Origin of the sequence: Pseudarthrobacter phenanthrenivorans Sphe3, assembly GCF_000189535.1 — a bacterium.
Taxonomy (GTDB): Bacteria; Actinomycetota; Actinomycetes; order Actinomycetales; family Micrococcaceae; genus Arthrobacter; species Arthrobacter phenanthrenivorans.
The window spans coordinates 3,237,977-3,262,494 of the sequence record NC_015145.1 but is presented as its reverse complement, the minus strand read 5'-3'; the positions used below and the strand labels follow the sequence as shown (position 1 = coordinate 3,262,494).

General features: G+C 56.6%; 18 protein-coding genes. 10 read left to right on the top strand and 8 right to left on the bottom strand.

All coding sequences use genetic code 11. From position 1 onward, the window contains the following. Nucleotides 1-168 precede the first annotated feature (168 nt). The 3 genes from ASPHE3_RS15135 to ASPHE3_RS21580 are packed head-to-tail and all read right to left on the bottom strand — an operon-like array spanning nucleotide 169 to nucleotide 5,024. On the bottom strand, nucleotides 169-2,043 hold the full coding sequence (locus tag ASPHE3_RS15135) for a DUF4012 domain-containing protein (RefSeq protein WP_254362895.1): 1,875 nt from the start codon (nucleotides 2,041-2,043) through the stop codon (nucleotides 169-171). 48 nt (nucleotides 2,044-2,091) lie between these two features. Beyond that, the gene (locus ASPHE3_RS15130; protein WP_013602069.1) at nucleotides 2,092-3,528 is read right to left on the bottom strand and encodes a sugar transferase; all 1,437 of its coding nucleotides are present in this window, start codon (nucleotides 3,526-3,528) and stop codon (nucleotides 2,092-2,094) included. A 32-nt stretch (nucleotides 3,529-3,560) separates the two neighbouring features. Beyond that, on the bottom strand, nucleotides 3,561-5,024 hold the full coding sequence (locus tag ASPHE3_RS21580; RefSeq protein ID WP_081459862.1) for a tyrosine-protein kinase domain-containing protein: 1,464 nt from the start codon (nucleotides 5,022-5,024) through the stop codon (nucleotides 3,561-3,563). 346 nt (nucleotides 5,025-5,370) lie between these two features. Here ASPHE3_RS21580 and ASPHE3_RS15125 point away from each other — a divergent pair, with 346 nt between their 5' ends. The 6 genes from ASPHE3_RS15125 to ASPHE3_RS22085 all read left to right on the top strand — a co-directional run bounded on the left by ASPHE3_RS15125 (nucleotide 5,371) and on the right by ASPHE3_RS22085 (nucleotide 12,806). Then, nucleotides 5,371-6,639, top strand: coding sequence for an acylneuraminate cytidylyltransferase (locus tag ASPHE3_RS15125; RefSeq protein WP_013602067.1), 1,269 nt, complete (start codon nucleotides 5,371-5,373; stop codon nucleotides 6,637-6,639). Beyond that, nucleotides 6,636-7,511, top strand: a complete 876-nt coding sequence (locus ASPHE3_RS15120) for an N-acetylneuraminate synthase family protein (RefSeq protein ID WP_013602066.1) — start codon at nucleotides 6,636-6,638, stop codon at nucleotides 7,509-7,511. The genes ASPHE3_RS15125 and ASPHE3_RS15120 overlap by 4 nt, the downstream gene beginning before the upstream one ends. A 1-nt stretch (nucleotide 7,512) precedes the next feature. Further along, nucleotides 7,513-8,835 carry a capsular polysaccharide export protein, LipB/KpsS family gene (locus ASPHE3_RS21575; RefSeq protein WP_013602065.1) on the top strand — a complete coding sequence of 441 codons (1,323 nt, stop codon included), beginning with the start codon at nucleotides 7,513-7,515 and terminating at the stop codon, nucleotides 8,833-8,835. After that, entirely contained in the window at nucleotides 8,832-10,031 is a 1,200-nt protein-coding gene (locus ASPHE3_RS21570; RefSeq protein ID WP_013602064.1) for a polysaccharide pyruvyl transferase family protein, read from the top strand. The genes ASPHE3_RS21575 and ASPHE3_RS21570 overlap by 4 nt, the downstream gene beginning before the upstream one ends. A 281-nt stretch (nucleotides 10,032-10,312) precedes the next feature. Further along, nucleotides 10,313-11,248: a hypothetical protein gene (locus ASPHE3_RS22090; RefSeq protein WP_148258118.1), complete on the top strand. Its 936-nt coding sequence runs from the start codon at nucleotides 10,313-10,315 to the stop codon at nucleotides 11,246-11,248. A 355-nt stretch (nucleotides 11,249-11,603) separates the two neighbouring features. Beyond that, nucleotides 11,604-12,806: a hypothetical protein gene (locus ASPHE3_RS22085; RefSeq protein ID WP_013602062.1), complete on the top strand. Its 1,203-nt coding sequence runs from the start codon at nucleotides 11,604-11,606 to the stop codon at nucleotides 12,804-12,806. A 135-nt stretch (nucleotides 12,807-12,941) separates the two neighbouring features. Here ASPHE3_RS22085 and ASPHE3_RS22080 read toward each other — a convergent pair whose 3' ends face one another. The 4 genes from ASPHE3_RS22080 to ASPHE3_RS15100 all read right to left on the bottom strand — a co-directional run bounded on the left by ASPHE3_RS22080 (nucleotide 12,942) and on the right by ASPHE3_RS15100 (nucleotide 19,155). Next, nucleotides 12,942-13,922: a hypothetical protein gene (locus ASPHE3_RS22080; RefSeq protein WP_013602061.1), complete on the bottom strand. Its 981-nt coding sequence runs from the start codon at nucleotides 13,920-13,922 to the stop codon at nucleotides 12,942-12,944. Next, on the bottom strand, nucleotides 13,919-14,692 hold the full coding sequence (locus ASPHE3_RS15110) for a glycosyltransferase (RefSeq protein WP_409372045.1): 774 nt from the start codon (nucleotides 14,690-14,692) through the stop codon (nucleotides 13,919-13,921). The genes ASPHE3_RS22080 and ASPHE3_RS15110 overlap by 4 nt, the downstream gene beginning before the upstream one ends. Nucleotides 14,693-15,559: 867 nt before the next feature. Beyond that, a complete protein-coding gene (locus ASPHE3_RS22075) occupies nucleotides 15,560-17,143 on the bottom strand; it encodes a hypothetical protein (protein ID WP_013602059.1) in 1,584 nt (527 codons plus the stop codon). A gap of 722 nt (nucleotides 17,144-17,865) precedes the next feature. Further along, nucleotides 17,866-19,155 carry an ISL3 family transposase gene (locus tag ASPHE3_RS15100; RefSeq protein ID WP_013601589.1) on the bottom strand — a complete coding sequence of 430 codons (1,290 nt, stop codon included), beginning with the start codon at nucleotides 19,153-19,155 and terminating at the stop codon, nucleotides 17,866-17,868. Between the two features lie 1,152 nt (nucleotides 19,156-20,307). Here ASPHE3_RS15100 and ASPHE3_RS15095 point away from each other — a divergent pair. Then, a complete protein-coding gene (locus ASPHE3_RS15095; RefSeq protein WP_254362893.1) occupies nucleotides 20,308-21,237 on the top strand; it encodes a MinD/ParA family ATP-binding protein in 930 nt (309 codons plus the stop codon). Between the two features lie 93 nt (nucleotides 21,238-21,330). Then, complete coding sequence (locus ASPHE3_RS15090; protein ID WP_013602057.1) at nucleotides 21,331-21,543, top strand: hypothetical protein; 213 nt, start codon at nucleotides 21,331-21,333, stop codon at nucleotides 21,541-21,543. Here ASPHE3_RS15090 and ASPHE3_RS15085 read toward each other — a convergent pair. Beyond that, a complete protein-coding gene (locus ASPHE3_RS15085) occupies nucleotides 21,540-22,004 on the bottom strand; it encodes an Lrp/AsnC family transcriptional regulator (protein ID WP_013602056.1) in 465 nt (154 codons plus the stop codon). The two genes, ASPHE3_RS15090 and ASPHE3_RS15085, sit on opposite strands and share 4 nt — an antisense overlap. 160 nt (nucleotides 22,005-22,164) lie before the next feature. Between ASPHE3_RS15085 and ASPHE3_RS15080 the strand changes: the two genes are divergently transcribed. Then, nucleotides 22,165-23,409 carry a thiamine pyrophosphate-dependent dehydrogenase E1 component subunit alpha gene (locus tag ASPHE3_RS15080; RefSeq protein WP_013602055.1) on the top strand — a complete coding sequence of 415 codons (1,245 nt, stop codon included), beginning with the start codon at nucleotides 22,165-22,167 and terminating at the stop codon, nucleotides 23,407-23,409. Further along, complete coding sequence (locus tag ASPHE3_RS15075; protein ID WP_013602054.1) at nucleotides 23,406-24,518, top strand: alpha-ketoacid dehydrogenase subunit beta; 1,113 nt, start codon at nucleotides 23,406-23,408, stop codon at nucleotides 24,516-24,518. Before ASPHE3_RS15080 ends, ASPHE3_RS15075 begins: the two co-directional genes overlap by 4 nt.

Genomic DNA, 24,518 nt, shown 5'->3' with positions numbered 1-24,518 from the left:
CCCCGGAGACGTTTATTTTTTGATATCCGATTTTGGGGAGTGCCCCCTCTGCACGAGACCTGTGCAGAACTACGGATGATTATCCCAAAGAGACGGTACCACCCAAGACTCGTTGTGAGCAATCTCAATCAAGACGGTTTACATAGTGTTAACGCGCAATCCATTCACCTAGCCGCAGGTTTTCATTTCCGTCGGAAGTGTCACGTCTTTTACGTCCTGAACGGTAGGCGTGACAACTACGTTAGGTTCGGTGTGCTGAACGATTTTTCCGAAGGTGAACTCGACCGTCCGGCTTTCACCGGGAGCCAGGCGGACAGCCAGTATGCCGACAGGCCGATTGCCGTGGATGTGGGGGGCGAATCCCGTTTTCTGGCCATCCAGTTTGGCTGACTCCACGTGCGCCTGAACTGGACCGTAGGCGACGATGTTGGTTTGAACGCTGCCAGGAGGAACCCCGAAGATCCCATCTCCCGTTACATAAGCCGGCAGGGAGGTTGCAGCATCAGCCGGAGCATCGTTCGTGCTAATAACGCGGACCGTAGTCTGCTCATAGCCGTCCTTGGGGCATTCCTTTATCAGCTGGACCGTGCGCTTGACGTAGTAGTCCATCTTGGCTCCTGTCCCGTCATTGAAGTACACGCCGAATTCTGCTGGGGAAATGCTCGAGCCAGCTATCGACCCGCTGACTTTGTAGTTTGTAAGAACTGATTGCTCGTCCGAGACGCTAGACCAAACAAGAACGCGACCTTCCTCTGCTCCACGTGATACTGCTGCGATGAGGCTCTTCGCGTCCGCCCCGCCCTCGGAGATTGCCGTGAAGATCTGTTGGGCCACAGCGGCAAAGTACACGTCTTGCAGCTCCGGTTGATCGATTTTTTCGTACACATCTGACAGCAGGGTTCGAACGACATTTTGCCCATTCAACTCACTGGGGAGACCAAGTTTCTTATAAGAGTCGAATTCACTACTAAGCTCCACTGGTCCTGTCGACTGCAGAATGTAACTCAAGGCCACGGGATCGATTGACAAGACACCGTCAACCCGTTGCCCCATTTTCCGTTCCCACATGGCTTGAGCGTATTCCGCACCCGTTGGAAAATCAGGAGTGAGGTTGATGTCCTGCATGAATCGACCCAGCCGCGACGAATAAATTTGCTGCTGTTCTCGCTCCACTGGCAGCGCTGGCTCCATCACGCCGATCTCCCCAGCACTGCTCTGGGTACCGAGAGCTAGCTTTCCATCGTTTATGGACAGAATCGCCAACGCCCCAGGTATTCCACCAGAAGCGCGTGATTCTGCATTGTTCTGGATCATGAGGAGATAGTCTCGCTCGCCGTGTGCGCCGAGCATCGCAGGAAGTACATGAGCAGCATCGGCGGCCGAACTGATAGTGCCGGAGACAGAACGCAGCTGTTCACGCGCGGCTACCAATGGTTCTGCAACCTGCGACAGGAGAGTGTCCTCATCTATCGATTCGAGTCGTTCTGCCGACATTTTTACGGCATCTGCGGCGTTCGAGACGACGGGAGCTGCACCTACAAGGGGGCCAAAATCTGATCCATCAGCTTGGGGCAGTAACAAGTCCCAGTTCAAGGAATCGAATATGTTCACCAAGGGAGTGACGCCCAGGACAGAGATATCATCAGCTGACCGCGCTACTTCGGTCAGTGCAGCGAAGTTGGCGCCCAAACCAGGGATGTTGGCGGCAAATCGCCATAGCGGGTCCTCTGACGCTTCGCGGGCAGCTTCTGTATGACGCCGGAGCTCCTTGGCGGACGCTATCGCCTTCTGCTTGTCGTTAGCGACGACCTCATCCTTTAGCTCTGCGACCACCTGGGAGGACGCGCGCAATGAGCTGCTGATGGTCGAGGCCTTGGCGGCCAGCCAACTTGTGGCCCCAATAAAAACGGCAAGGATTGGGGCGGTCCAGACCAGTATTATCAATAAGCGTTTCCTGTGTGCACGACGCATTTTGAATACTCGTCTAGGAGCCTGGGCCTGACTTGAGTAGTTGTTGCTTGGTTCTGGGCTGATAAGCACCATGGCGGCATCCCTTCCGGAGCTGGATGGTGGGGTGGCAGGCGGGAGATTCTAATAGGCCCCGGTGCCATGAAATACAGCACGAACTGTCCGTAAAAGAATCACCAAATCGGCTGCCAGCGACCAGTTCTCTACGTAATACAGATCTAGTCTTACCGAGTCCTGCCAGGACAGATTGGAGCGGCCGCTCACCTGCCAGAGCCCAGTTAGTCCCGGCTTCACCAAGAGCCGGCGGCGCACGTCGCTTTCGTACGCCTCCACTTCACTTGGAAGTGGTGGGCGGGGTCCCACGAGACTCATGGCGCCGAGAAAAATATTGAAAAGTTGGGGCAGTTCGTCCAAGCTGAATTTTCGCAAGAACCTTCCTACCCGAGTGACGCGAGGATCGTCCTTCAACTTGAACAGGACGCCGTTGCCCTCGCTCTTGTCCATTAGGCCGGGGAGCAGCCGTTCCGCGTCCACAACCATTGTTCGAAATTTCAGCATCTTGAAGCGTGCACCTTCAATTCCCACACGATCTTGCCGAAATAGGACGGGACCGGGACTGTCAATCTTCACCAGTAGCGCCAAAAGGGTCATCAGCGGAAGAGCGAATATAATCAAAGCAGCTGAAACAATTACGTCGAACAACCTTTTTACCACCCGCTGGCCGCCCTCTAGGGTCGGAGTGGTTACGTGTATAAGTGGGAGTCCCGCCACCTGTTGTGTGTGTATTCGGGGACCAGCTATGTCCGTGAGCGCTGGCGCCATTATGAGACCAACATTTTTGGCAGCTAACTCCCACCCTAGGTGCCGGAGTGTTTGGGGATGCAGCTGCACCCCCGCTGATACCGCGACAGCGTCCGCTTGAGATTTATCAATCGCTTCGAGGATGGACGATATCTCGCCTCGTAGCCCCAGAACCGGCAGTCCGGAGATTTCCCGTTGTGCTGACCCTTCGGAAACGCCTGGGGTATACGCGGCGATGGGGAGATAACCTGCATGGGGCGCTTCAACCAGTGTCTTTGCCAGATGTGCCACCGCGCTCGGGCCCCCTAGAAGCAGTAAGCGGGAAACGCGGTCACCGCGGAGACGATCGACATTAAGGTGCTGACGTAGCAGCCACCGCGCTAGTAACAGCCCCGTTAGGCCTACGGGAAGTGCGAATCCTACATATCCACGAGCAGTGTCAATTCTCAGGACGTACGAAAAAATTGCTACGAGACCAAAGAGCCAAAGTGAGGCGGCGGCGACCCGTTTGTATTCCTCCGGACCCGATCCCAAAATTCTACTTTGTCGGCTGTTCCAGGCCCCTAGCATGAACCACCAAGCGATTATGAGTCCTAGAGAAAACAGTCCATAGGCTGCGTCACTTCCCAGAGTTTCGAAATTAGGTTCCAGGCCGAACCGTACGATGTAAGCACCTGTCACCGCCCACACCACGACGAAGGCGTCGACTACACTTAGTAGGCGGGCAGTGCGCACACGCCAACCGCCTTTATCCCCCATTACGGCTAAACCTTTCTTAGAACTCGAAAGTACTAATTGCTGATCTCGGATCGGCGTCCTTTAGACGCCGCAACTGAGCGTCGTTCGGGTGCAGGATAAGTTGACTTGTGGCCCTGAATATACGTAGAAGCCGAGGTTTCGGGCTCCGACTCGTAACTGCGGTAAGAGTAGGAATATGCATCGGTCCCTTTTGTTGGCACTAGATTCAGTACGACGCCCAACAAGTCGGCGGAAACCATTTCTAGTGCTGCAAGAGACTTCTCCACCTCTGGAAGCCGAACTCGTGAAGAGCCAACCACTAGAAGTACCCCTCCAACTTGTTGGGCGAGGACCGCCGCGTCTGTGACGGGAAGTAGCGGTGGAGCGTCGATTATAACGGTATCGAAGGCTTGTTCCAGTCGAGCGATGAGCTGACCCATCGCCTCCGAACCTAGAAGCTCGCTCGGATTTGGCGGAATTTGACCTGCGGTCAACACCTGCAATCCATCTTCACCCCAGGGTTGCATCAAATCGCCGACGTCTGCAGCGCCAATGAGAGCCGTAGTTAGTCCCGCATGCCGGTCTAGCCCTAGGTACTCGTTAACCCGCGGACGTCGCAGATCTGCGTCGATAAGGGCGACGGTTTGACCTGATTGAGCTAGAGCAATGGCCAAATTAGTAGCAGTTGTAGTCTTGCCCTCACCCGGTAGGGAGGAGGTAACCAAAGTAGCCCTGGACTCGTTGCCGACATGCGCAAACTGTAGGTTGGTGCGAAGCTGTCGGAATGATTCCGCTCTGGGGCTTTGCGGTTGCGCCTGGGTGAGGAGGGGCTTCTTGGCGGCATTGTTATCAAAAGCTATTCCGCCGAGAATGGGTGCATCAGTTGAGCGTCTCAGATCTGACTCGCTGCGAACTTTTGTGTCGAGCATGGCTCGAAGAACTGCTGCCACCAAACCAATGGCAAGTCCAAGAATGGCGCCGATCGCGAGATTCAACTTTGTGTTGGGCGTGGACGGCGAAGTGGGAGCCGTTGCTGGCGTGACTACGGACAGCTTGATAGGAGACGTTCCGCCTTGAGCCGGACTTTCCAATTCATTCACTGTTGCGACAAGGCTGGTTCCAACTGCTTGTGCTATTGCTGCTGCCTGTACGGCGGAGGTGTCCTCGGCGGCAATCGATATAATCACCGTGTTCAAGTCAGAGGAGGCCTTGATCTTCGATTTAAGAGCGGCCGGTGTCTGCTCCAGGCCCAAGCTTTCTATTGCTGGCTGGAGGACGGCAGGAGTACTGACGGTTTCGACGTAGGATCGAACACGGGACTGACTGAATGTATTGCCTTGCTGGAGTTCAGAAACCGAGCCTGATCCTTGAATTGCGACGAAGAGTTTGGTTTCTGCCGTGTATGTAGGTTTAACGATGAACGACACCCCGGCTGCCGCCAATATGCCGAGCAAGAAAAACGCCGAGATCAACATCCAAGTTCGACGCAGGACGCGCAGGTAGTCGCTCAAATCCAAGGGAATGGAACCTTTCTAGCCACTTGTCCGTGGTCCCTCGACCGAGAGCCCAGATTGCAAGATTCTATCGGCATTAACCGCTTACTGGTTTCACCCAGTCACAAAGCCCGTCTTCCGGCGACGCAGCGGGATGTGGACACACTGACAGCCCATCGGTCCGCTGTGGTTCAACAAGCCTGGCACTGGGCGCATGTTCGGCTGGCATCGGCCTGTTCTTCTTTCCCCTGGCGACGGAAACACGACTAATAACCGGGGAAGCCATGAACCCAAGGCGGTCCCCTCCCGCCTCACCTTTTCAACTCGATCGTTGTGGCAAACTTGATTCGACAGTTTAAAGGTTACGGGGATGTCATGGCTTGTTAAGAACAGCGAGCAGGGCGAGCTCTACTCTGTCAGAATATGGTGTCTGCGCAGGAGCGTCGGCCGGAGCTTTGGGGGATTAGTATTGTCAGAACGCGTGGTCGCCGTGATCCCGGCAAGAGGTGGATCAAAGGGAGTTCCCAGGAAGAACGTAACCCGAGTGGGCGGAGTACCACTTGTACATCGCTCTATCGACGCGGCCCTGAAGTCGGACATCGTTGATGCCGTATACGTCACAACCGACGATGCTGAAATTGCCGCGACGGCCAGGCGAGCGGGCGGAAAGATAATAGACAGACCCGCGGATATAGCGGGTGATACGTCCTCTTCAGAGGCTGCACTTTTGCACGCACTGAAAGTGCTAGAAGTAGCTGGCAATCTTCCTGAAGTCATGGTTTTTATGCAAGCTACTTCACCCTTCATCGACCCCGAAGACATCCATGCTGCTGTGACTCGTGTTTTGACTGGTCAAGAGGATGTGGTCTTTTCCGCCGTTGAAACTCACGCCTTCTTGTGGGAGGACACTGAAGACGGAGCAGTAGGCGTCAACCACGACCACAATTGGAGGCCGCGACGCCAGGAAAGAACCCCGCATTTTCAAGAGACGGGGGCATTCTACGTCCTGCGCGTTGACGGCTTCCTTGAGCGTAAATTCAGATTTTTCGGGCGTTTAGGGATGCAGATTGCCAAACACGAGGCCGCCGCTCTCGAGATCGACAATCCCGATCAGCTAAGGATTGCTCAAGCGTGCGCCGGCCTACTGGACGTTAGCCATGAAGCAATCGACGTCGACGCGCTTGTCATGGATTTTGATGGGGTCCACACTGATGACTCGGTCTCCGTCAATGAAACTGGCTCTGAATCCGTAAGGGTAAGTAGGTCTGACGGTATGGGCATAGAAATGCTGCGTAAAGCAGGTCTCCCCATGCTGATCCTGTCGAAGGAAAAAAATCGTGTGGTAGAAGCCCGCGCGAAAAAACTTCAAATCGAAGTGAGGCAGGGCATCGAAAATAAGATCGACACGCTCATGCTCTGGTGTGAAGAAAAAGGTATCGATATAAGACGAGTTGCTTACGTCGGCAACGATATAAACGATGCCTCCTGTCTTGAACGCGTCGGATGGCCTATCACTGTGGCTAATTCACACCCAGATGTAGAAAAGCTAGCGAGATTTCGGCTGCGCGCCCAGGGGGGGCGCGGTGCGATTAGGGAAATATGCGAGTTGATACTTGCCAGTCGAAGGGAACTAAAATGATCAAGTCTGTCAAAATTGGGGAAAATGTAATTGGTGACGAGTCTCCCGTATACGTGATTGCCGAAATCGGGCTCAATCACAACGGCGACGTCGATCTTGCCAAGCAGTTGATAGATGTGGCCGCCGAAGCTGGTGCACAGGCCGTCAAATTCCAGAAGCGAACGCCTGCCATCGCCACCCCTGAGCACATGAAGGACGTTCCCAGGGAAACACCGTGGGGTACCATGACTTACCTCGATTATCGCTATCGGGTTGAGTTCGAAAGTGAAGAGTACGGCGAAATTGCCTCCTACTCTAAAGCAAAGGGTTTGGACTGGTTCGCATCTCCATGGGACGAAGCCTCCGTTGATTTCCTCGAGGAAATGGGCGTCGTCACCCACAAGGTTGCTTCAGCGTCCGTTACTGACCTTGGCATGTTGCGACGGCTTCGAGACACAGGAAAGCCCATCATTCTGTCCACGGGTATGTCAACAATTGAGCAAATTGACACCGCAGTAGAAATCTTGGGTACAGACAACCTCGTCATCATGCACGCTACCTCCACCTATCCGCTTCCTGCAGAGGAGGCAAACCTTCGAATGATCGAGACACTCAAGGACCGCTACGCAGTTCCTGTCGGCTACTCAGGCCACGAGCCAGGTCTGCAAATTTCTATTGCGGCAGTTGCGCTTGGTGCGCAGGCACTCGAGCGTCACATCACACTCGATCGTGCCATGTGGGGTAGCGACCATGCTGCGTCGCTGGAGCCTAAAGGGTTCAGCGCCCTGATTCGCGATACTCGAATCATCGAAGAGGCCCTGGGTGACGGAGTAAAGCGAATCTTCCCCGGCGAACTGGCACCCCTTAGCAAACTCCGGCGAGTAGATGGGTAGCATGGCAGGCAGATCCCAGCCGAGTATGGCGCGACTTCTTTTCGTCGCCGTCGGAGAAAGCGAGGTGCCGGCCTTTGAGAGTATCGCCGAGCACCTAGGTGCCGAAGGTTCTGAAACGCGCTTGGTGACTTGGTTACCCCGACTGGCAGCGCCCAGGACGGAGTCTCTCGAGCGGATGTTGCCTTCCTTGCCGCCGCCACGTACGGATGCGGCAGAAGTCTTTGCCGGATGCGGTATTTCGGATCCCTCGATGGCAGCTGACTACGACAGGGATTGGCACTTTGCAACTGTCGGCCAGAAGACAAAACATGTTCGCAACGTGTATTCAGCGCTGGCAGACGTTTACGACGAGTTCAAGCCGGACTTGGTAGTCTCTTCGGTCGGTGGAGAGACTACCCGTGTTGTCAGCGATGTGATCGCAAGGGCACGCGGCGTGCAAACGGCATACTTCAACGCGGTGCCTATTCCGGGCCGATTCACCCTCCTGCGTTCCATGGATGCTCCATTTGTACCCTACGAGGGTTCCAACACAAGTTACAGGCCACTGAGAAGGGCGAGCAATGAACCCCGTCAAATTTCAGGGGTAAATGGCCAGTCGCCCCAGGCTTCATCCCCTCTCGAAGGGATTGAAAGATTGTGGGCGCAGACAGTCGGGCGGGAAAAGAGTTATCCAGTTTCTTGGATCCCTCGAAAGACTGCCGCGGTAGTCAAGCAGGCCGCATTGTCGCGATGGAAGACAAAGAGCGGCGAATACAAGGCAGAGCATGTAAAGGTTCTATATCCGCTTCATGATGAGCGGGACTTTCAGGTAGCGGTCCGAGAGCGACACGCGATACCACAAGCCAACTTGCTTGCTTACGTCAGCTCGAGCCTGCCCCCAGGCTTCCACCTGTACGTGAAACCCCATCCGGAACATGCTGCTGCCCATCACACCCTTCTTTGGAGGGATTTGGTGAACCGACCAAACATCACCTTTCTGCCTCCGGAAATGTCGGCGAAAGAAGCAATACAGAAGTCAGATGTGATTTTTACCTTGGCTTCTTCATTGGGGTTTGAGGCAATTCAAGCAGGAAAGCCTGTTGTTTGCTACGGTCGGCCCTTCTACGGCAACCGCGGCCTTACGCTGGATGTGGACGATCCGCGTCAGATCTCCAAGGCTATTCAAGAAGCGCAGAATACAAAGCCCGACCAACAAGCCGTTGATGAACTGAGGTCGACTATGACGTCTTGGTCTTGGCAAGGCAGGTTTACGCCGCTTGATCTAGCCCCCGCCAATCTACGAGAGCTTGCGGATGCGGTCAAGGAAGTGATTTTACAACTGTGAGAAACTTCGCACGACAACTCCGCGTTATTTTGCTTGCCCTGTATGTCTTTGTGGCAGCGAAAATTCTTGCCCTTACTAAGACCAAACGTATGCGCCGGGAACATGTTATGCCCCGAATTTTACTGATCGGCGCATACGGAAATGGCAACTTCGGCGATGACATCATTGGTCAGGCCATAGTGCAGAGCATAGGTGATCGAGGATCTGTCCTTATCGCCGCTCGATTGAAGGATACCGCTAGGTTAGTCGCTGATGTAGGTGATGCGGTCGAAGTTGGACAAGGACTTGGAAGTATCTTTAGGACCTGGAACCTCGCGCGGCATACCGATATGGCAATTTTGGGTGGTGGAGGCCTTCTTGAAGGCCGTCGCAACGATGTAAATGTGCACAGGCTAATTCTTGAATACCTAGGAAAGCTGGCAGCTTGCGGGCTACGCGGTCAACGAGTGGTTATTCATGGGATAGGGATCTCACCGAACCTTTACAGCAATCATATGGTCAATGCCGCAGTACGCGCCATGCTTCGAGCTGTCGATATAGTAGGCGTCCGCGACCCTGCGAGTGCGGATGCGGTCCGCGAAAATGGAGGGAGGGCGTCCCTGATACGGGATCCCGCCATAGCACTGTTTGAGGACTGGGCACCCTCCATACGACGCGAAAAGGAAAGCGTTGGGGTTGTTCTGTTGGATCATCATCGATGGCCAGCATTCATTAAGGCAAGCCCAGAAGAAGAAGCAGAACGGCAACAGGAACTGTCTCATCTTGTGGCTGAGCTACTGGTACATGCTTCCGGACGGAAGACGGTCAGACTATTTAGCTTTCACTGGAGCGATGTCCAAATTGTCGATGATGTCCGGTCTATGTACTTGGCAAACGGCGGCGATCCCGCTTTTCTTGCAATTGAGCCGTACGAGCAAAAGTCCTCTGCAACACCATTCAAGAGACTTATGGCATGCGAGGAAGTTATCACTATGCGGTTTCACCCGGCTCTGGCTGCGCTTTCCGCCGGGGCAAAAGTCAGAATCTTCGGAAAGCTGCAAAAGCTCGAACAATTACAATCGTCAACTGAGTTTGTGGATGGTAACTGGCATTATCCCGAAGTTTATGGCGATCCGGTTGCACAATTGAGTCGCGCACTGTTTCCGAATCATGCCGAACGAATTGTCGCCTCTTCAGAACCATTTGAAAACTCCTAATGAACCCTGGTGCTCTTGGCCGGCTGCTTTCCGTAATAGAATCCGGAAGGCGGCCGGTCTATTTCTCATTATTATCATCGGCAGTCCTCGCTAGTCTTACAGGAGTTAGGTTTCTTGTTCTCGTGGGCAGTATCCCCCCGAGTGAATACGGCATACTGAATCTGCTGACACTACTGTCGACGTTGATGCCGCTAGTGCTTAGCCTCGGCCTGTCACCCCAATATCAGCGTGTTGCTCACGTATTTGGCCCGCGCAAGGTTCCATCGCTCCTAAGGACCAGTGTGCAGGCGCTGGTCGTAGCAACGATACCTGGATACTTAGTTCTGTACTACATTAGTTCACCAGTGCTTGAAGGCGATGGGCTGCTTACAGCGTCGCTGTTCGTTCTTGTCATTTCGCTGGCAACAGCGATAGCGACATTTGCTTCGCAAATAATGCTCGGCTTGAATTATCGGTCAACCGCTGCGCTGATCATGTTCGGGGTCAATAGCGGCGCCACAGTCGCCTTGGTGCCAGCTCTAGCCTTTGACAATATTGAGGCAGTTTCCATCTTGGGGTGGTGGGCGCTTTTTAGTACTTGTGCTGCCTTGGCGTCTTACGCGGTAGTTGGATCACAGTCGACGCGGGTAAGAAGCAGGCGCCGAGTGGTGTCGTTTCGTGAAGGGATGTTCAGCATCCCTGCGCAAATTGGCCCCTGGCTTTTCATCTTCATGGTTCGCTATATGATCGGAATTAATATTGATCCTGACTCCGTGGCTGATTTTGCGATTACATCCACTGTCGTTGATATGGCCTTTCTGGTATCGGTGTCGATATTGAGCTATTTTTCGAATCGTGTTATGGTCGGGCAACAAAGTCCAGCCAAAGGTCTGCTATATACAATTCCGATATTTGTCGTTATGTCTTCGATTGGTTCGGTAGCGGTTTCGTGGATCTTGCCCCACGTAGGACGACCTGGTTATGACTTTAGCTTGGGATTAGCATTGGTTCTTACTCTCGCCGGTGTAGCGCGCATCCACATCAGCGCTTGGCGGGCGCGAGCTCTCGGCGCAGCGAAACTGCATATCTCATCCGTTGCGTATCTTGCAGTAGTTGGCGTTTCACTTCTTGGATTCCTGCTCTGGCCATCGACATCACTCGAGGTGTACGCCTGGGTAACGTTGGCTGGATTCGTTACTGTTGCAGTCATCCAGCAAGCTAGTGTTCATAAAAGATAGTTCGTGATGCTTCCCCCATATGAGCTTGGGGTTCTGCCGGCGCTGAAGTTATGCTAAGCCGATTCCTTGCGATCCGTTGAGTGTTCGCAGATTTCTTACCGGCCGTCTTCGAGGCGTTGCTATACATGGATTCCCTTGAAGGAAGATTGTAGGCGTAATAGGTTAGACTTGACGTCGTCGTCTCCCTCCTGATTTGAGCCCGTAAGGTGCCAGGAGATGCTGGCGGTTATTCTCGACTGAAATCCAGACAGGTACGGTCCCACTAGCGGGGTTCCTTCATTCAGACCTCCTGCTGGCGAATCGGCAAACTGTACGCCTAGGCGATCTGGGTATACGCCTGGAGGGCAAGGAAGAGATGGAACTGGATCGATTGCGGGTGCGCCGGAGGCGTAGTCGTACCGCATTGGTATTTGGTGCGGCACTCCTGGTTGCTAGTACAATCCAGAAGTTCCCCGTTCCGCTCGGCGGTGCTAACGTCTACCTTCCGCATTTGGTCGCAGTCGTTCTTTTTCCGATCTTCTTTTACGGCGAACGTATTGTTGGTAAAGTCCGCAATGTTCTTCTCTTCTTCGCTATTAGCGCCATCGTAGCTGCTTTGCCATCCCTGACTTTGGAACTGTGGGATGTTCGCCTTTCCCTCATCCTGCAGATACTTCTAAATGTTTTTACATTTATTGTTTCGTTTGCCCTCTTTCGGCAGTTGACCATCCGTGACCTCGAACAATTGATCATCGGGAGCTCCCTGGTACTTGTGCTAGCTGCTGGGGCCCAATTGGTGATTGCTCCAGGCGTCAATCCGAGGACGGAGACGACTTTCGGTTTAGCTCATCCGATTCTACTTTTTAATGAGGAGACGTGGCTTGCGCTTTTTGCAGCGCTTTTAGCAGTATGTGCATATGGTATCGGCGCCCGGAAAGCAGGTCACTTGCTGAGCTTGATGGTCATATTCATTGGTACTCGGTCAGCAATGATAGTCGTCGCTGTCTCTGTGGCTATGACCGTGCAAGGGCTTGCAACGCGAAAGTGGGTGCGATTTTTATGCGCTTCCAGCCCAATCGCTTTTGCTCTTTGGTTCGTGTTTGATTCAGTTTTTGCGACAACTGGCCGTGTTTACAACGACACGCTCGATACGCGGGCTGCCGATATATCTGCCGTACGACAGGCAAATAACGACGATTTCTTGCCCTTTGGTGGCGAAGTTGTATCTGTTTTCGATTTTTCCCGGTCGCGATTGGTCCCAGCGACGAGCAACGTTCAAAGTTTTGAGCTTTTTTGGAAGTTTGGCCTTGGTGGCTTAGCTATTGTCGCACTATTTGCGGCATTGGTTTCCGTAATTCTTCCCCGACTCGCGCTATCGTCTAGCTCCAAAGGGGGATGGCCGGTCTGGCTTCCCCTGATGGTTTGGCCCGCAATGTTGCAGTTCAACAATGCGTTCGGATTCCCTTGGATGTGGGTAATGTTGGCATTGTGTATAGCTGTTTTGGCAGTGGAAGCCCGGGAGGAGATATCAAACGCATCCACGCCGCAGACTATGACATTCGGGCGTAATCGGACGTAGATCCCCGTGCTCAAGGTGTTGAGCACGGGATTTCCGCGGGCCCGACAAAGTACTGAGGAATTTTATCCCAGTTCCAAGATCCGACGCGGATCATTGATGCCGACGTCTAATGCCTGGCTCTTATTCGTTTCTAGTTCATCCGGCAGTAGCGATACGCATTGCTGTGCGCCAGCTTGAGTCCACTTTGTCTCGGTATTCAATGAATGTTGAGCTGGCATCATTGCGATGTTCGACAGCGTACTCGAGCGCGCGGATGACATCATGCGTTGACCTCGCATCATCTATTATTGAGCGGCTGGCTGAGCCCATTAGGTCTTCAACGAAAGAGGTTCTAGGACTGACTGTTAAGGTCCCCTGCTCGAGAGCCCTGACAGCCACACCGCTTTGGAAGTAGAGGTTATATGGTAGTAGAACAGCCCAAGCTTCGCCCAACAGGACGTCCATTTCGTCCTCTGCTATGAAGGAGTCGGTTACTGTCCAGCCTGGTATATCGAGAGGCCATCCCCTTCCAATGATCTTTGGTTTTATACCTTGGGCGAGGAGCTTGGGACCCACTCGCCCCAGCATTGCGAGATCCCGTTCCGGCTTGTACTGCCCTGCCACGACCACGCTGGGTTCAGCAGATTTTTTATGGGTTCTTTGAGAGCTCAAAATTGGATGTAGGGCTTTGAGCGTCTGGTGTCTCGGGAGCAGTCCACGGGTAGCCCTCTGTGCATCCTCCGAATGAACCATGATGTATGGGGCGTTGATTCGGCTTCCGTTGGCACTCCAAAGCTTGGACAAAGCATCAAAACCCACTTGCTTTCTCAAGGGGACTGGATCATGGAGTAGGACGATGTTCTTGCTTTTCCTCGATTGCCATAACCTAGCTTCAAGAAGGCCAAGACTTGGCCAGGCCTGAAGGTGCAGCTGCTCCGAGTTTCGGTAAGCAACCACATTACGGAATGCATCACGAAGCATCCAAAGCTTGCCGATCACTCTTGCTCGGCCCTCAACCTGATGTGCCGGCACACTTTGAGCGCTTAGTCCGCAGCGAAGTAATGTGTCGGACAGTTCCCGTTCATAATGGGCCAGCGTGCGGCTGAGCGGGTTGCTGAACGTTACGTCGGGCTTCATGCGCTGGGTTCCTTTGCAACCACATGAACCAATTTCAGAAGACTCTTTTCGTACCTGCTGCAGACCGCATTCCAGGAATACTCGGCCGTGGCCCGGGCGACTGCGCGCGCGCTCAGCCGTTCTTGCTGGACATGATCCTCAAGCAGGTCCCGCAGGTTTTGTACTATGTCCGCTGCAGCGGGGCGTGTAAAGATGCCTGCATTTTGCAGAACTTCTCGGTTATAGACGGTGTCGCGGGCCACTGTAGGAGCCCCCACAGCCATGGCTTGCACTAGTGCTGGGTTTGTGCCGCCAACACTGTGACCGTGGAAATAGGCTCCTGCGTGTTGCCAGAGCGCAAGGAGCTTCTGATCGTCGCTTACATGACCGAGCCAGTGGATGCGTTCATAGGCGTCGGTTAGTTTTTTTACTCGCTCGTCGAGTTCCCCGCCGTAGCCGCTGGAACCAACGATGACGACGTGGTAATCCTTTGCCAGAACCTCCGCTGCTTCGATAAATTCAGGAACCGTATTCTCCGGTACAAAACGAGCAACCATGAGGATATATTTTCTGTGCTCGAGTCCCGGCTCGAGGGGGAGTGGCGGGGAAGGGTCACCGCCGTACGGAATGAAATCTCCTTCTACGCCGAATTCTGAACGCCAGCGAGCACCGATCGCTTCCGCATCGTAAACCATCCGAGTTCCAAAGATGGCAGTCAGCTTGGCACCTAAATGAAAAATCGCCTTGGCTAGGCGACCCCATTTGTCTCTATCCCATTCAATGCCATCCACATTCACAAGTGTCGGTATGCCGCGAGCCCACAGTATTGGGAGCCAAAAACCATTTGCCACATTCATGACCAACGCAACATCCGGCTTTCGCCACGCTGCGTCGAGGCAAGCAGTAAGCCCATACGTCAAAGTGCTTAGAGACTTTGTCTCCAGTCCATGGGTAAAACGACTAATGACGCGATTATCATACGTAGGGTCATTGGGCGTCGTCGCCCCCTTCCGGCCGTACACAGTTACCTTCCACCCTTGTTCTGCAAGGAACGGCGCAAGCTTTCTGACGGCCGTCTCAAACCCGCCGTAATAACTGGGATAACCGCGAGTTCCTATAATGGCTACAGTCGGTTGCACTCGATATCCTTTCGATTCGTATTGCGCTGCCCTACGCTGCCTTCGTGCACATCTGATTATGCATGCAACGATAGGGACAATACGAAACACTTCGAAGGAAGGCAGCCTATTGTGCAGGACAGATGGGGTGTTGTTTGCGCAGTGTGTTCGACAACAGCGCAAACTTCAGGCCCTTCTTGCACCTCTGGGGTGCCAGTTGAGCGGTGATTTGGTTCAGTGGAGCTGATTTTATCCTGTATCTACCACGCGACCAACTTTTTATAACTTCATGCGCAGTTCCATCAGAGTAGCTTCAGTAGTTCCGTGCTACGAGACCGAAACACTTCTAGTGCGCGAAGGACAGTTACTGCTGCCCCTGGGCGCGTCGGGCAGGGTGCGGGGTGAGCTGCTTCGTCCGAGCGTGACAAGACAGGGCGAGGTGGTCCAGGGAAGAACCAAGGCAAAACTTCCTGCCCAGCTTTGACGCTATCGCAGGAAATAGGCTTTTGATCCTGCAAGTCGCGGCTTGGAATGTTGATTCTACCCCGTCACATTGTTGGCTTTTACGGTGCCTAGGCCCCAATCGACAAGCCGCCCCTGTATACGATTTGCCTGAATAACGTTGTTTGTGGCGCCAGCGCTGATTGTAAGCTCGGACTTGATTCTATTGCCAACGAGCGCCCATCCCGAGGCATTGAGCACATACCCACCGGGCTTACGCATAAGGCAGCCGCGCAGTTCATTGTCCGTGTATGAAGCAAGCGTGCTGGAGGAATCATTAAAAAAATCTCCCTCAATAGTGCAGTCGGAAAAGAGGAACTCGGTGATAGATGTCTTGGCCGGCGATGTTACATCATCGAAATATATCGAGCCGTCAAATATATCACCGATAAACGTTATGAGCTGGTAGTTCGCTTCCGCATTCTCGGCGCGGGTCTGGAACTTAAGCACGCGTCGGCTCCTCGTATGGCGGTCTCGATAAACGTTACCGCGAGAGCGGATGTTGTGAATGCTGTAGGAACGGCCTACCGTTGGCTCTGTGCGAAGGAATATTGCGCCGTTGGAAACACTTGGATGTATTGCGTCGTCCGCTTCAAATGTGTTGCACACAATGTCGATGTCGTGGGCGCCAGCTGCAATGTTCAGGCCTGAGTCGGTATAGCTGACGTAGTTCTTCTCAAAGACTATGTTTTGTGAAAAAAATATGGCCTGTGGTCCCGCGTAGCAACGTATCATCCTGTTACCAACGCATCGCGCTCCGTTGGTTTCCGAGAATTCAACCATTTTGTTGCCACACAAAGTCAAAACACAATCCTGTACAAGCCAGTTCCGAAATTGGGCTTTAATGCGGTCCTGGCCTTCTTCTAGGCCATCGCCGCCGTCCTTCGAGGCGCAGACTGCAATCTGCGTGTCATGGATGTGGCACCGCCGGACTGTGATGTTGTTCGAGGATGCTAATTTGTTTCCTGTGTGACGTGCGCCTATTCCAAGTATGGATCCGCCGCCGATGGAGGCATGATTCGCCGTCAACTTCAGATCTTCAACAACCACGTTATCGGCGCCACTGTTCTCAGTCCCGATGCGCAAGACGTGGTATCTGGTTGGGCTTGGAGCGGTTCGCGGATCGAGGAACAGGTGAGTTACGGGGCCAGAACCACGTATGACGACGTTCGGCAGTAGGAGTAGAGAAGCGATGTCGTTGGAGCGCGTAAGCCGGAATTGTCCAGGCGGAATGCTTACAACGCCACCGCCTACCGCGCTCGCCATGTCGATCTTCGACTGGATGTGACTAGTGGCATCCATCACACCATCGGCGTACAGAGCGTCCACAGCAAATACTCGAGCATACGTGGCCGAAAGATCTGGGAGTTGGGCGAATGGAATTTTTGACTGTGTATCTAGGGTCGCTACACCTAACGCAGCGCCTTTCTCCGTCGTTGGGACGTAAGTGGTGATATCTGCGCCGTCGCCCGGGACAGCATTTGCGCTGGCGGCGGTACCCGCAGTAGTTGCGGCCGCTCCAGTGATTGCTGCGACCAGCGACCCCAGGCGGAAGAATTGACGGCGTTTGAGTGATTTTTTTTCGTTTTGCAACTGCCGGCCAGTTTCTTTAGTTTTTCTCATCGTTGTCCCCTACACGGCAAAGCAAATTAGCGGGCCTGTTCCGACGATGATCAGGGTCCTTTTCGCAATAAGTTCTTCGCACATTTTCCGGTTGCAGCAGTTGTCACTTGAGTCGGCGGATCAACCTGCTCCGTCTCCTTACTTCCACAAATTTGCAGCTAATGAGAAGAAGTTAGGTTCCTCGCCATGCCTGAAGCTACCGTGAAAGGTACCTAAATTTAGCTGGGGCAAGTACCCGTCTTTCGATTCTGTACTCAAGTCTGTGCTGAGTAGCTCTACAATCAAGATGGACAAGACGATGTTGAGCTGTTTTTAGCCAAATCTTGCATTTTGGTTATTGCACGTCGAAGGTATGCGAATAAACCGGGACGATTGAGGTTGTGTACAAAAGAGATTAGGCCGACTAAGTATCAAAGGTTTTTGCGGGAGCCCGTCGACTCTGGAAATCATGAATGGTCGTCATTCGGCTGCCGGGCTGCCGCAAAGCCAGCCCCGATGCTGGAAGGTGTATGCCCACCCATCGGAAGCAGCGGGGAGTCGACCGTCGAGGGGCCTCAGGACCGGAGTGCTTAGGCTCGGCGGATGTTCAACGTGCGATGAGAAGTCGTCGGCTCAGCCTGGACTCCTGCACGTGCACGTCTCCCGCCTGATCAACTGTCCACGATTTGCGGGGTAACCCGGCTCTTCACGGTTCGTGGTGAACGTTCTGCCGTGAGGGATGTTCATGCCGCTGTTCTGGCGGCACTGCGCAACAGGATACGCGTTTTGTAGTTGCGTGCGTTGGTGAATCCCCGGCCAGTCCTTTTTATGTGTTTGATCGCGGTGTTGTTGGCTTCCACTTTCGCGGTTGTCGCACCGGTGACAATGAGGACTTCGATCTCTTTCCACCACCTGCAGACCGTGCGCCAGAGCCGGTTCGTCTCCGGCTGCGCGGCTCGCTCGACCAGGACCTGCAACCGGTCTTTCGCGGCGGCTGCGTCGGCAAGAGAGCCGGTAGTCAGCAGGGCCCGGAGCTGTTCCTTGACAAGCCACGCTGCCTGCAATTTCCCGGTGGCATCGTCGGTTGCGAACACGGTGCTGAGCCTGTCCCGTGCCCGGTCCGAGAGTGTGTCCCCGGCGCGCAGGAGCAGTCGCCGGTTGGCCCAGACCGGGTCAACGGAGCGCCCCCGCCGACCATGGGTCTGCTGGGTGAGTCGTTGACGGACTTCGGTGAGCATGTCGTTGCCGAGCTTGACCAGGTGGAACGCGTCGACCGAGACAGCGGTGCGTGGCAGCCACATCCGCAGGGCCTTGCGGAACGCCGCCGAGGGGTCGATGGCAACGACCTGCACGCCCAGGCGCCACTGAAGCGGACGGGCGAACAGCCAGTCCCCGACGCCCTCACTGTCGCGGCCATCCACGATGCCAAGGACTTGTCCGGTGTCGAGATCGACAATGGTGGTCATCCAGGGTTCGTAGCGTTTCCAGGCCTTGGTGGCGGGGTCGCGGAAGAACCGCACGGACCGGTAGCGGTGTTCATCGATGCCGAGCATCCGCGGGGCCAGGGCATCTACATCAGGCAGCGTCAGCGCCGCCGAATCCAGAGCCCGCTGGACCAGCCACCACGAGACACCGAACGAAGCGGCGGCCTCCGCGGCGGCCCTGCCGGAGCCGATGACGGCAGCCACCAGGGCCTCACGGAGCCGGCGGGTGGACCGTGCCCGGCGCGGGACCTGGGTGGTCTCTTCAGTGAATGTCCGGCGGGGGCACAGGTACTCATCGCAGAAGAATCTCCGCTTGGCCCAGACTACTTCGACCGGCCCGGCGACAGGAATGTCCCGCAACCGTTGTGGCCGACGGGAATGAGCCCGGGTGCTGATCACGCCACACGACGGGCAACCGGCCTCTGTGGTGGCCACGACCCGGATCCGCCGCTGGCCGAAGGAGAGGACCTCGGTGCCGGTGACTCGGTAGTCGGGCAGGTTGAAAATGGCGGTGGCAGCATCGGGGCGCGGCGAAGTAGGCTCGATCAAGGCTCGTAGCTCCTGACTCTTGATGAATGCGTAGAGAACATCCATCACAGCAGGGCTACGAGCCCTTCAGCTTTCAAGACACGGAACCCGTTTCACCACCAACCGCGAAGAGCCGGTAACCCCAAGACCTTGCAGGCGCGTAGAGATCTCTAGGCGACTTGCTCAGTAGATCTGTCCCTCTCTGTTTTCAAAGGTAGCGAGGTTATCCCAGAAGATGGGACGGGACGGCGAGGGAACCTACCACTGTGAATGGCAAAGGTCCCGTGTTATCTCCTCGAACCGAGTGTTGAGAATGAACCGTGCATGTCTGTCTGTATGACTTGTCAGTTTCGCGGTCCCATGCTTAGGTCATGGTGATAAGTAAGCTGATGACCTAGGGAGGCTCCTGTGGCTTTTTCCGAGTATGGGCTCGCATTTGTGTGGTTCTTTGGTTCGCTTTTGGTGGCATTCCTTATCCCGCTGGGAGCCCTATCGCTGGAACAGTACGCCATGCAGGTATTCCGTGGCGTTGCATCAAGTCGAGAACGGGTGTCACGTGCCGTACGTTGACATCAATCCGCATCAACGCCGGCCCAGGTGGCAAGGGTATGTCGTTCTATCGGTTCTATTAGTCCTTACTGCCGCTCTGGTAGCTGCTGCACTAACCCGCGTCTAGTCATACGGACTTCTCTAAGCCCCTAGACTTAGTGTTCAACCAGTGCCGCATAACATTTTGCCGAAAGTCCCGGGGGGACAGACATGCCCGATCCGGCGGATCAGAACGCACGCGCCCATGCAGAGGATGCAGGGCAGCCGCAGCGCCGTCGCCGCGACCTTCGTCGCGTCGACAGTGAAATGGCGGATGTCCGGACAGGAACCATGCCAGCTGTAACACCCAGTACCTCAAGCCAGCCTGATGCCAGCCAGTCAGCTACCCCTCGGACCTCCTGGGCCGAGGCCGCGGCCGCAGCTGATGAAGCAAATCAAACTCCACGGGTACCGGCCCCAACGCGGGTGCCGGCGTCTGCAGAGCCAGCGGCTGCAGGCACCAATTCCTCCCGCCAGTCCGATGCTGCCCCGCAAGTACCGGCGATGCCTTTAGAGGCCCCTTCGGGCACTCCCGCCTTCCGGCGTAGCCGGCCCACTGTTGCTGACAGCATCGCCGACAGCCCCATGCCGGACTTCATTAACTCGCCGGGGCTGTTCGTCAAAGAACAAAAGCCGCGCCCCGTGGGCGGATTCCGTGGTGCCCTCTATAAGCTCACGGGCGGTGTCTGGAACCTGGGCCCGGGCGCGAAGCAGCGGCAGGAAGACGAACTGGCCCGCCGCATTTCGCGCCAGTTGCAGGGGAGCTACAACACGGCCGTGCTGAGCCTTAAGGGCGGAATCGGCAAGACCTCGACCACGGTGGGGGTCGGCCTGACTCTCGCTGAGTACCGCGGTGATGCCCCATGCGCAATTGACGCAAATCCGGATTCGGGGGATCTGGTCGAGCGTGCCCTGGGGGAGGGCATCTACCAGCAGTCGAGCCCCCATACAATTACAGATCTTCTCAAGAACATCGAGTCCGTTGACTCGCTGACCGCTTTGGCGAAGTACATGCATCACGCTGGCCGCCTGCATTTGATCGCGGGGGAGCAGGACCCCGAGGTGTCTGACTCTTTAACGGCGGAGGAGTATTTGCGGATCCGGAAGCTCGTGTCTAGCTACTACTCTATTGCGCTGACCGACTGCGGCACCGGGGTGACGCACAACGCGATGAGCGGGATCCTGCAGTCCGCCGACAACCTGGTCATCGCCGCCGGGTATGCGGTGAGCGGTGCCAAGCGCGCCCGCAGCACCCTGCACTGGCTGGCCAGCCACGGGTACGAGGACTTGGCCCGGAATGCCATCGTGGTGATCACCGACAAAGACGAGGTGTCGTCCCGTGTGGACAAGGAAGCCATTGAGGAGCACCTCGCCGGCATCTGCCGCGAACTGATCGCTGTTCCACACGACAGGGGTGTGGCTGACGGCGATTTGGTTACCTTGGACGTGCTGAAGCCTGAGACTCGACGCGCCTACAAGGAGATTGCGGCAGCGATCGTGGACGGGTACCGCTAAAGGTTGTTGGTGCGTCGGACGAGTAGCGCCGGTGCGAAAAGACAGGTAGTCGGTACCCGGGAGAATTTCCCGGGCAAAACCTAGTGTCGCATCATGATCAATCTCATGGATGGTGGGCGCCGACGTCGCCGCCCGTCGAAGCGGGAGCAACTGGAGATGGCGGGTTTCACAGTCCTGTCCGTGACCGGTGCTGTCATTCTGCTGCCTGTCATCGGGCTGAAAGCGGTGATGAGTGCCTTGCCGTTCGTTAGGACCCCTGCTATCGGGGACCAGCAGGGCCATGACGAGCACTACCTCATCAACTAACGCGTATCCAGGTCCTCAAAAACCAAAAACGTCTGGGTATCCAGCACCCCGGGCATGGACTGCAGCTGGTCGAAGATGACCCGGCGCAGGTCGATGTTGTCCACGGCACGGACCAGCAGAATCACGTCGAAGTCGCCGCCCACCAGGGCCACGTGGTGCACCTCAGGAATAGCTGCGAGAAGATCCCGGAGTTCCCGCCAGGCGTCCTGCTTCAGCTTCAGCGTCACATAGGCCGAGGAACGGAGCCCCGCCTTGATCGGGTCCACCAGCGCCGTGAACCGGGACAGCACCCCCTCTGACGTGAGCCGGGCAATGCGGGTGTAGGCGTGCGCCCGGGAGATGTGGACGTTCTCCGCCACCTGTGTCACGGACATCCGGCCGTCCCGGGTGAGCTCCGAAATGATCCTCCGGTCGATCTCGTCCAGCGGAACCGGCTCGGTCCCGGCGTCCCTCGTTGCCAATTTGTCCACGCACCCTGTCAGTAAGCTGGCTCACATTTACAATTCGTCTCCCAGTGTAGGCAGAATCAGGCAGCTTCTCCACGATTCCTCTAGATGCTGGATACGAAACCTCCCACAGGCGGATACTGGGAAGGAATAGTGGCAACAGAAGGACGGAACAATGACGATCTCCGCAGACCACACCGCGCCGGGCACCACCAGCCCAGGCCAGGCGGACAAGGCACCCCACGAGGACGCCCTCACCGAGGCGGTCAAGAAGTTCGGCATCACCGCCGAGGACTACATGCTCCCGGCCCGGCACCAGATCCAGATGGTGGCCCCGGACGGCCGGCTCATCCCGGAAGGCGAGCAGGGCACCGAACCCGGCCACGAATACCCGCTGCCCAGCGATGAGGAACTGCTGGCAGCGTACGAACAGCTCGTCGTCGGCCGCCGCGTCAACGACCAGAACTCAGCCCTGGTCCGGCAGGGCCGCATGGCCGTCTATCCCTCCAGCCACGGCCAGGAGGCCTGCCAGGTGGCCGCCGCCCTGTGCCTCTCCGGCGGCGACTGGATGTTCCCCACCTACCGCGACGCCGTCGCCGTGATGACCCGGGGCGTTGACCCCGTGCAGGTGATGACCATCTTCCGCGGCGACTGGCACGGCGGCTTCGATCCCCTCCAGCACAAGGTGGGCATCCAGTGCACCCCGCTGACCACCCAGCTGCTCCACGCCGTGGGCGTGGCCCACGCTGCCAAGCTCCGCGGCGAGGACACGGTGGTGCTGGCCATGTGCGGCGACGGCGCCACCAGCGAAGGCGACTTTCACGAGGCCCTGAACTTCGCCGCCGTCTTCCACCTGCCCGTCATCTTCTTCGTCCAGAACAACAAGTACGCCATCTCCGTGCCGCTGGCACACCAGTCCGTAGCGCCGTCGCTCGCGCACAAGGCCGTGGGCTACGGCATGGCCGGCGAACGCGTGGACGGCAATGACGTCGTGGCGCTCCTCGCCGTCCTGGACCGCGCCGTGAAGCTCACCCGCGAAGGCTCCGGCCCCCTCCTGGTGGAAGCCAATACCTACCGCATGCAGGCCCACACCAACGCCGACGACGACACCCGTTACCGCGAAAGCAGCGAGGTTGCCGAGTGGCGCGCCAAGGACCCCGTGAACAGAATGCGTGCCTACCTCACCGACCGCGGCCTGCTGGACGACGACGGCGAGGCCAGGATCGCTGTGCACGCTGAGGCGGTTGCCGCGCAGCTGCGTGACGGCCTCAGCGAGGACGTCCCCGTGGACCCGCAGGAGCTCTTCCGCCACGTGTTCGAAAAGCCCACGCCGCAGCTGAAGGAACAGTCCGCCCTGCTCGCCGACGAACTCGCCCGCGACGCAGCATCCCAGAACGCAGCACAGGAGGCCGGCAAGTGAGCCCCACCATCACCACCTCGTCCGAGGCCAACGGCAACGTTTCCGCCGCCACCGCCCGGGCGGCCGCGTCCGCCGCGGCATCAGCCGAAGCCGCCGGCCCGCAGCCGGTCACCATGGCCAAAGCCCTGAACACCGCGCTCGCCGACGCCATGCACGCCGACCCCTCCGTCCTGGTGTTCGGCGAGGACGTTGGCATGCTGGGCGGGGTCTTCCGCATCACCGACGGGCTCACCAAAACCTTCGGCGAGCAGCGCTGCTTCGACACCCCGCTGGCCGAGTCCGGGATCGTGGGCATGGCCGTGGGCATGGCCATCAACGGCATGCGCCCCGTGATTGAGATGCAGTTCGACGCGTTCGCGTACCCGGCGTTCGAGCAGATCGTCAGCCACGTGGCCAAGATGCACAACCGCACCAAGGGCGCCGTGAAGCTGCCCATGGTCATCCGGATCCCCTACGGCGGCGGCATCGGGGGAGTGGAGCACCACTGCGACTCCTCCGAGTCCTACTACGCCCACACCGCCGGCCTGAAGGTCTACACCCCCGCCACCGTGGCGGACGGCTACCGGATGCTCCGCGAGGCCATCGACTCGGACGATCCCGTCATCTTCATGGAGCCCAAGAAGCTCTATTGGTCCAAGGACCTGGTGGACCTTGGTGAGCTGCGGCGCCTTCACACGGAAGGCACGACGGCGGGACAAGGCACCGAGGGGCGCGCCGCCGTCGCGCGTCCCGGCACTGACGCCACGCTGATCGCCTACGGTCCCTCCGTCCCCACCGCTTTGGCTGCCGCCGAGGCCGCCGCTTTGGAGGGGCGGTCTTTGGAGGTCATCGACGTGCGGACCCTTGTTCCCTTTGATGATGAGACGGTCAGCGCGTCGGTGCGGAAGACCGGGCGGGCCGTGGTGATCGCCGAGGCCCACGGCTTCGCGTCCGTGTCCTCCGAGATCGTGGCCCGGGTGCAGGAGCGCTGCTTCCACTACCTGGCCGCCCCCATCCGCCGCGTCACCGGGTTCGACATCCCGTACCCGGCGCCCAAGCTTGAGAAGTACTACCTGCCCGGCGTGGACCGCATCCTCGACGCCGTCGACGACCTTCAGTGGGAGAACTGA

What these genes read in the sequence shown, in the direction of transcription:
- ASPHE3_RS21575 (WP_013602065.1), top strand. Translation starts at nt 7,513, where the DNA reads ATGGCAGGCAGATCCCAGCCGAGTATGGCGCGACTTCTTTTCGTCGCC.
- ASPHE3_RS15080 (WP_013602055.1), top strand. Translation starts at nt 22,165, where the DNA reads ATGACGATCTCCGCAGACCACACCGCGCCGGGCACCACCAGCCCAGGC.
- ASPHE3_RS22080 (WP_013602061.1), bottom strand. Translation starts at nt 13,922, where the DNA reads ATGAAGCCCGACGTAACGTTCAGCAACCCGCTCAGCCGCACGCTGGCC.
- ASPHE3_RS15125 (WP_013602067.1), top strand. Translation starts at nt 5,371, where the DNA reads ATGTCATGGCTTGTTAAGAACAGCGAGCAGGGCGAGCTCTACTCTGTC.
- ASPHE3_RS15130 (WP_013602069.1), bottom strand. Translation starts at nt 3,528, where the DNA reads ATGGGGGATAAAGGCGGTTGGCGTGTGCGCACTGCCCGCCTACTAAGT.
- ASPHE3_RS15095 (WP_254362893.1), top strand. Translation starts at nt 20,308, where the DNA reads ATGCCGGACTTCATTAACTCGCCGGGGCTGTTCGTCAAAGAACAAAAG.
- ASPHE3_RS22075 (WP_013602059.1), bottom strand. Translation starts at nt 17,143, where the DNA reads ATGAGAAAAACTAAAGAAACTGGCCGGCAGTTGCAAAACGAAAAAAAA.
- ASPHE3_RS15135 (WP_254362895.1), bottom strand. Translation starts at nt 2,043, where the DNA reads ATGGTGCTTATCAGCCCAGAACCAAGCAACAACTACTCAAGTCAGGCC.
- ASPHE3_RS15090 (WP_013602057.1), top strand. Translation starts at nt 21,331, where the DNA reads ATGATCAATCTCATGGATGGTGGGCGCCGACGTCGCCGCCCGTCGAAG.
- ASPHE3_RS15120 (WP_013602066.1), top strand. Translation starts at nt 6,636, where the DNA reads ATGATCAAGTCTGTCAAAATTGGGGAAAATGTAATTGGTGACGAGTCT.
- ASPHE3_RS22085 (WP_013602062.1), top strand. Translation starts at nt 11,604, where the DNA reads ATGGAACTGGATCGATTGCGGGTGCGCCGGAGGCGTAGTCGTACCGCA.